We start from the raw sequence: 6,854 nt of genomic DNA on the forward strand, positions 1-6,854 counted from the left end.
GATGTCCAAGAAGAACTATGACAACCACAACCGCTGGAGAAACAAGACGGTGGCTTTTCGAGTATCGGCGGAAGAGGATCTCCAACTGGAAACCCTGGTGAAACTCACCGGCCTGACCAAGCAGGATTACATTATCCGTCGGCTATTGGAACGAGATGTGGTGGTGCAGGGCAACCCAAAGGTTTACAAAGCCTTGCGGGATCAGTTGTCTTCCGTGCTGGACGAGCTGCGCCGGATCGAAGCCGGGCAAGGCGTGAACGACGAGCTGCTGGACACGATCCGAATGATCACAACCATTATGAACGGGATGCAGGAGGAATTCGCCTATGACCGATGAGAAAAAGAAAATGACCGCCCAGGGTTCATCTGTTGGCGCAGATGATGGGCAGTCAATCTCAAAAAACTCTGAAAATAGTATACCCACTTCCAGACAAAAAAGCAACGATGAAATTGTAAACTCCCAAGATAGTCTGGAAGAAATGTACCGCAAGATACAGCGTATGACAGATCCCCGATACCTGCATACACTCACCATGACAGAGCTGTTCCAAACCACCTATAAGAGTAGGCCTCCGGTGGTGGAAGGCCTGCTTTACGCAGGGGCATATATCCTTGCCGGCGCACCCAAAATCGGCAAGTCCTTCCTGGTGGCTCAGATTGCCTACCATGTCAGTACCGGGCAGGATTTGTGGGGATATAAAGTCCATCAGGGGACGGTACTTTACCTTGCGCTGGAAGATGATTTTCAGCGTATCCAGAGCCGGATGTTTATGATGTACGGCGTGAACGATACCCCCAACCTCCACTTCGCCACCGCCGCCGGAAAGATTGGGAATGGGTTGGATGAACAGCTGAAGAATTTCGTGCAGGAGCACCCGGACACCAATCTCATCATCATTGATACTATGCAGAAAATCCGTGAGGTAGGCGGCGAAGCGTACAACTATGCCAGCGACTATGAGATTATCGGCAGAATCAAGCAGTTTGCTGATCAGCACGGTATCTGTGTTCTGGCCGTCCATCACACCCGGAAGCAGCAGGCAGACGATTCCTTTGAGACGATTTCCGGCACCACCGGGCTGCTGGGCTGTGCAGATGGTTCGCTGCTGATGCAGAAGAAAAAACGCACGGAGCTGGACGCTACCATCAAAGTTGTGGGGCGGGATCAGCCGGATCAGATCCTCTACTTGAAAAAGGACCCGCAGATCCAGATTTGGAATCTGGAACGCATGGAAAACGAGCTGTATAAAGAACCGCCGGACCCAGTGCTGGATGCGGTTGCAAAGTTGGTTTCCTTTGAGTGCCGGGAGTGGATCGGCTCTCCATCCGAACTGGCTGAAGCCATCCAAACGGGAATGGCCTCCAACGCCCTCACTAAGTACCTGAATGTCAAGGCAGGCAGGCTGCTGGAGGAATATCATGTTGGCTATGAAAATAAGGCCAAACATTCCGGTCGTCAAGTGAAATTGACCTATATGCTGGTAGAGCCAACCGCCTGTGAAGTAACCGGAGAATAAGGGGCGCGACGATAGCGACGGTCGCGACGGTGAAAATGATACCGTCAAAAACACCGTCGCTATCGTCGCAACCGTCGCGGAAAGGAAATGAATATGAAAAGTGTACAAATCCCCTATGATCTTTTTGTAGCTTTGGTGGAGTACCATCTGGCCTGTGACGATGATTATGCCGAGGAAATTCATCAGGGGTTAGAGCAAAAGTTGGATGCGATGGTGCGGCATGAACTATATGCAAAATATAAGACTGCGCCCACCGCAGAAGAACGGGAGCAGGTTCGGCAGAAGTATCTGGACAAGCGTGGAGTGTTCCCGGATTTTCGGTGGTAAGATAAGTTTCCGTTTGGACTAATTTCACCGATGAGATTAGCACAAAAGTTTTCTCTATATTTGTAAGGACAGGAGCGTGGCACGCTCCTGTTTTTTTCAGGCAAAAAGAATGGCTGACGGCAGTTTGGGCAAAGAAATTCCGCTAAAAAGCATCTCTGATGAGGTGGTGTTTTGCCACCCCATTATCCCAAAAGGTACCCCATTTTAGGGTACCCCAAAATCACCATAGTATGTCGCGTTTCACGACACACCATGCAAAAAAGCAGAACACAGGATGCGGAGTAAAAGAGAACGATAGGTAGGCATTTTGCCTACACATCAAGCGATGGCTACTGTGTTTTACGGCAGCCATCAGGCAATAAGGGGGGGGAACGATTTGTTCCTGGGCATCTTAAAGGGAAGGTGCTTTGGCGTACCCTTTCAAAGCGTTCGCAGAACGCGCAGCCACAGAATGAAATTCTGTGTTCAAGGGGCTTGGGGGCGCTGCCCTCAACAAGCAGACGGCAGGAAATGTGAGTGTGTATTAACACTCGCATTGCTTGCCGGATTTGTGTGTGGATAGCCACACGCATTGCTTGCCAGATTCTAAAATTAACGAAACGGGCCTTGTGCCGTTGCGAAAAACTAACCGAAATTTAAGCATTAGGAGGCAACGACTATGAGAAAGATTTTGTCCTGTGAGTTCAACCCGGACACTGCCTGCGTGGAGATGTACATGGAGGACGGGACGATGCTTTCCATTGACTGCGTCGCTGTGGAAAATGAGGTGGCAAACAGCATGTCGAACTGTTTTTGGAGAGATTATTTCAGAAATCTATCCAGTATTCCAAAAATATGGAGTGCCTATGCCGACATTACGGATTCGTGATATGGAGACACGGTGGGGATCTTGCTTGGCAAAAAAAGGGGTTATTACACTGAACAAGCGTTTATTGGAAGCCCCCCGAAACTGTATCGAATATGTCGTAATGCATGAGTTCTGTCATTTTATCCATCCAAATCATTCAAAGCATTTTTATAGTTTTTTGGCCATGCTAATGCCTGATTGGAAAGAACGCAAAACAGTTTTAGATCGTAGCGCAACATTTTGGCTATGAACGATAGGGAGGAAAAATAATGCCGATGTGGTTATGTCGCGCCGGACGATATGGCGAGTTTGAAAATAAATTTCTTGAAGATAATAGGGTATATTGCACCTGGGACAATCTCACCGAATCAATCATGCAGTTCCACACCAAGCAGGACTTACAGCAATACTTTGTGGACAATAACCCAGATGTAAAGGTAAAAACAGCGATGAACTGGGCAAGCCAGGTATGGCCGTTTGCCCATGAGATGAAAAAGGGAGAGATCGTTGTCCTACCCAGCAAGATTAAGCCTGTGATTCATTTTGGCAAAATCACGGGGGATTATGAATTCTTACCTAATAACGATAATCCTTATTATCACGCGCATCAAGTTGACTGGTTTGCCTGTGATATCCCACGTACAGCTTTTGACCAGGACATCTTATATTCCTTTGGGGCATTTATGACCATTTGCCGTATTAAGCAGGAAGATCGCATAAAAGCAGTGATCCATGCCCAGAAGCAGGGAAAGAAAGCGCCCCAAATTACTCCGCAAGAGCCACAGGATGATGAAGAAGCACGAGATATTGAAAATGAAGCCTTGGGGGTTATCACAAACCTGATAATCCAAAAGACTAAAGGGCATGGTTTAGCAAAAATTGTAGATGCCATTCTTCGGGCAAAGGGATTCACTACATACGTTAGCCCGGCCGGACCGGATAAAGGTGTGGATATTCTGGCTTCAGCGGGCACACTTGGTTTTGGAAGCCCCAAAATCTGTGTTCAGGTTAAGTCCACAGACGCGCCAGTGGATCGGATTGTTTTGGATCAATTGGGCGGCGTGATGAAAAACTTTGGTGCCGAATATGGCCTGTTAGTGTCATGGAGTGGGTTCAAATCTTCGGTCATCAATGAGACGGCTAAACAGTTCTTTGAAATCCGGCTTTGGACCCACAAAGAAATTATCGAGGAGTTCCTGCGATACTACGATCAAATGGATGATGAAATCAAAGAACTGATCCCACTCAAAAAGATTTGGGTCGTAAACAACAGTGAGGAATAGATGTGACTGCTGAAGTGGCAAGAAATAATTTGAAGAAAACGTCGAATCGTGCTATAATACACCTAAGCCACCCAATCGTGCATCTCAAGCAAAACCCGTGATAGGATGGCTTGGATAGATTTTTGATAGCAAAAGTCCGAATAGACCTTAGGATAAGGATAATCTGTATCAAATAAAACCACGACGAATCAAATCTGCTATACAAAAAAGTTTAGAAATGGATTTAACTCGGCGAGTGGGAATAAAATAAAAAGGAGCCGTGAAACCTGAAAAATCAAAGGTTTCACGGCTCCTTTTTTTGTGGGCGGAACTAAAATGGAACAGAAAAACACAGCATATTTCCTAGTTATATATTTTATATATAAGTTTTATAAAAACTATGTATTTTACATATAATTAATTCGATGATACAATCCAAGTGTCAAACAAAAGGAGGAAATATAATGAAAAAAGATTACAGTAAGCTGTGGGTTTTATTTAAGTCAATGTTTGCATTGAGTGCATGTACCTTTGGCGGAGGATTTGTTATTGTTTCTTTAATGAAGAAAAGATATGTTGAAGAATTAAAATGGTTAGAAGAAGATGAGATGTTAGATGTAACTGCAATTACACAATCCGCTCCCGGTCCTTTGCCGGTAAATGCATCTGTCATAATCGGATATCGGATTGCAGGCATTATAGGTTCTTTGACAGCGATTTTAGGAACCATCCTTCCGCCTATGATCATCATTTCTGTTATTTCTTTATTCTATGAGCAATTTCGTACGAATCCATATATCAATACTGCATTACAGGTCATGAGGGCCGGAGTTGCAGCTGTCATATTTGATGTTGTGATCAACTTAGCGGCAAATGTTGTCCATACAAGACGCAGCCTGTATATAGGCATGATGATGATTGCGTTTATTGCAACATATGTATTGGATGTCAGCGCTATGATTATCATTCTTACATGTCTTGGAATTGGACTGATTGATCTGATGATTCAAACAACAAAAAACAAAAAGGGAGAAATGAGAAATGTTATTGGCTAAACTGTTTATTGCGTTTATTCAGGTTGGTTTATTCAGTGTGGGAGGCGGTTATGCTGCAATTCCGTTGATTCAGGAGCAGATTGTAAATATTTATGGATTGATGACCTTAAGTGAGTTTTCAGATCTTATTACAGTTGCAGAAATGACTCCGGGTCCGATTTCCATCAATTCCGCAACTTTTGTAGGTATGCGGATTGCAGGAATTCCGGGTGTGCTGCTGTGTACGATTGGATGTATCATTCCATCATTTTGTATTTGCTTACTATTAGCCCATTTTTATTATAAATATAGAAATGTAGACGGGGTACAGGTTGTGTTAGGCTCCATGCGGCCGGCAGTAGTTGCGCTGATTGCTTCTGCCGGAGCTTCAATCTTAATGCTGGGGCTTTTTCAGGCAGAACTTTATAATGTTGAGTTCAATAATTTTCGTTTTATAGAATTTTCGATTTTCGCCGGTTCCTTATTTATACTGCGAAGGTATAAAACAAGCGCCATTGCAATTATTCTGGGAAGTGGTATGATAGGTACGTTGATATATGTATTATTAGGCGCTGTTTAAAAGGAAAGGATTTTTATGACCTTACGACACTTAATGATTTTCACTGCAGTTGTAGATGAAGGCGGGATGAATAAGGCCGCAAAAACACTGCATCTTTCTCAGCCGAATATCAGTCAGGCTATCGCAGAGCTGGAGCAGCATTATGGCGTGAAATTGTTTGAACGTCTTTCGCAAAGATTATATCTGACAAAAGAAGGAGAGCTGTTGCTTTCCTTTTCACGCCATATTTTAGATTCCTATAAACAAATGGAAGAAGTGATGAATCAGGCGGTGGAAAAAACACAGATACAAATAGGCTGCAGTGTTTCTGTGGGGACGTGTCTTATTAACCGTATTTTAGATAAGGCTGAAAGGGTTCTTCCGAAATGTGAATTTCAAGTGAAGGTTACAAATTCATCGGAAATTGAGCAGGCATTATTAACGAATCAGATTGATATTGGTATGATTGAGGGAGTTGTTTCAGATGAAAATTTAATAGCGGCTCCCATGTGTAAAGATGAACTTGTCATTGTGTGCGGAAAAGCACATCCGTTTGCAAAGAAAGAAAGTATTTCTCTAAAGGCGTTAGAGGGACAAAACTACGTCAGCAGAGAAAGCGGAAGTACAGAGCGGAATCAGTATGAGCAGTTCTTAGAACAAAAAGGAATTAGGCTGAAACGAATTTTCTGCAGTACAAATACGGAGGCAATAAAAAATGCAGTAGTACATGGCAGAGGAATCGCAATATTTTCAAAACGAATGATTGAAAAAGAAGCAGTAGAGGGAAGTTTGATTATAGTGCCTGTAGAGGATATTCATATAATCAGAGATTTTCATTTTATTAGACATAAAAATAAATATATGTCGAAAACATTGCAGATTATGCAGGATATCTGTACTGATTTATAATGGAACGGCAGGTTTTATATCCGGATATCCGGATGATAATCTGAAGATAAAGAATTTTGTAACAGTTCAGCATTGCATCTTCTTGCCCACTTACAGCGGACAAGAAGCATCGGGCGTCCGTCCTATGAAGCTTCAGGCAGAAAAATTCTTATGAAAGCAAGCTTTCAACGCTTTTTTCTGCCTGAAGCTTCGCATGGCTGAACTGTTACAAGAATTTTGAAAAAACTTAAAAAAACTGTTGACATTTGGCGATACATCTGGTAAGATAATCTTCGCTGTCGGGAACGACAGAAACACAAAAGAAACGACATTAAAAAATGTCAAAATAAATTTAAAAAAGTTGTTGACAAACGAAAAACAATCGGTTATAATAAATAACCGTTGCGGACGAAAAGTCAC

The 6,854-nt window shown here is 43.4% G+C and carries 9 protein-coding genes; all 9 read left to right on the forward strand.

The genetic code is table 11. From position 1 onward, the window contains the following. The first annotated feature begins 1 nt into the window (after position 1). The 9 genes from WKT10_RS14025 (at position 2) to WKT10_RS14060 (ending at position 6,455) form a co-directional block, all read left to right on the forward strand. Entirely contained in the window at positions 2-337 is a 336-nt protein-coding gene (locus WKT10_RS14025) for a plasmid mobilization protein (protein ID WP_340277871.1), read from the forward strand. Continuing rightward, positions 327-1,517 (forward strand): AAA family ATPase, encoded by a 1,191-nt coding sequence (locus tag WKT10_RS14030; RefSeq protein ID WP_340277873.1) that lies wholly within the window; start codon positions 327-329, stop codon positions 1,515-1,517. The genes WKT10_RS14025 and WKT10_RS14030 overlap by 11 nt, the downstream gene beginning before the upstream one ends. Before the next feature lie 93 nt (positions 1,518-1,610). Continuing rightward, a complete protein-coding gene (locus WKT10_RS14035; RefSeq protein WP_340277875.1) occupies positions 1,611-1,844 on the forward strand; it encodes a complexin-2 in 234 nt (77 codons plus the stop codon). Between the two features lie 658 nt (positions 1,845-2,502). Beyond that, on the forward strand, positions 2,503-2,712 hold the full coding sequence (locus WKT10_RS14040) for a DUF6061 family protein (protein WP_340277877.1): 210 nt from the start codon (positions 2,503-2,505) through the stop codon (positions 2,710-2,712). Then, positions 2,690-2,941, forward strand: a complete 252-nt coding sequence (locus WKT10_RS16065) for a M48 metallopeptidase family protein (RefSeq protein ID WP_445293028.1) — start codon at positions 2,690-2,692, stop codon at positions 2,939-2,941. The genes WKT10_RS14040 and WKT10_RS16065 overlap by 23 nt, the downstream gene beginning before the upstream one ends. 19 nt (positions 2,942-2,960) lie before the next feature. Next, positions 2,961-3,974, forward strand: a complete 1,014-nt coding sequence (locus tag WKT10_RS14045; RefSeq protein WP_340277879.1) for a restriction endonuclease — start codon at positions 2,961-2,963, stop codon at positions 3,972-3,974. 443 nt (positions 3,975-4,417) lie between these two features. Continuing rightward, entirely contained in the window at positions 4,418-5,008 is a 591-nt protein-coding gene (locus WKT10_RS14050; RefSeq protein WP_066543991.1) for a chromate transporter, read from the forward strand. After that, on the forward strand, positions 4,995-5,567 hold the full coding sequence (locus tag WKT10_RS14055) for a chromate transporter (RefSeq protein ID WP_337433667.1): 573 nt from the start codon (positions 4,995-4,997) through the stop codon (positions 5,565-5,567). Before WKT10_RS14050 ends, WKT10_RS14055 begins: the two co-directional genes overlap by 14 nt. Positions 5,568-5,582: 15 nt before the next feature. Then, on the forward strand, positions 5,583-6,455 hold the full coding sequence (locus WKT10_RS14060; RefSeq protein ID WP_066543995.1) for a LysR family transcriptional regulator: 873 nt from the start codon (positions 5,583-5,585) through the stop codon (positions 6,453-6,455). Positions 6,456-6,854: the final 399 nt, after the last annotated feature.

The sequence above is a fragment of the Enterocloster sp. HCN-30185 genome, from assembly GCF_037890305.1.
Taxonomy (GTDB): Bacteria; Bacillota; Clostridia; order Lachnospirales; family Lachnospiraceae; genus Enterocloster.

Coding starts and splice junctions, on each gene's coding strand:
- WKT10_RS14025 (WP_340277871.1), top strand. CDS start 2: ATGTCCAAGAAGAACTATGACAACCACAACCGCTGGAGAAACAAGACG.
- WKT10_RS14030 (WP_340277873.1), top strand. CDS start 327: ATGACCGATGAGAAAAAGAAAATGACCGCCCAGGGTTCATCTGTTGGC.
- WKT10_RS14035 (WP_340277875.1), top strand. CDS start 1,611: ATGAAAAGTGTACAAATCCCCTATGATCTTTTTGTAGCTTTGGTGGAG.
- WKT10_RS14040 (WP_340277877.1), top strand. CDS start 2,503: ATGAGAAAGATTTTGTCCTGTGAGTTCAACCCGGACACTGCCTGCGTG.
- WKT10_RS16065 (WP_445293028.1), top strand. CDS start 2,690: ATGCCGACATTACGGATTCGTGATATGGAGACACGGTGGGGATCTTGC.
- WKT10_RS14045 (WP_340277879.1), top strand. CDS start 2,961: ATGCCGATGTGGTTATGTCGCGCCGGACGATATGGCGAGTTTGAAAAT.
- WKT10_RS14050 (WP_066543991.1), top strand. CDS start 4,418: ATGAAAAAAGATTACAGTAAGCTGTGGGTTTTATTTAAGTCAATGTTT.
- WKT10_RS14055 (WP_337433667.1), top strand. CDS start 4,995: ATGTTATTGGCTAAACTGTTTATTGCGTTTATTCAGGTTGGTTTATTC.
- WKT10_RS14060 (WP_066543995.1), top strand. CDS start 5,583: ATGACCTTACGACACTTAATGATTTTCACTGCAGTTGTAGATGAAGGC.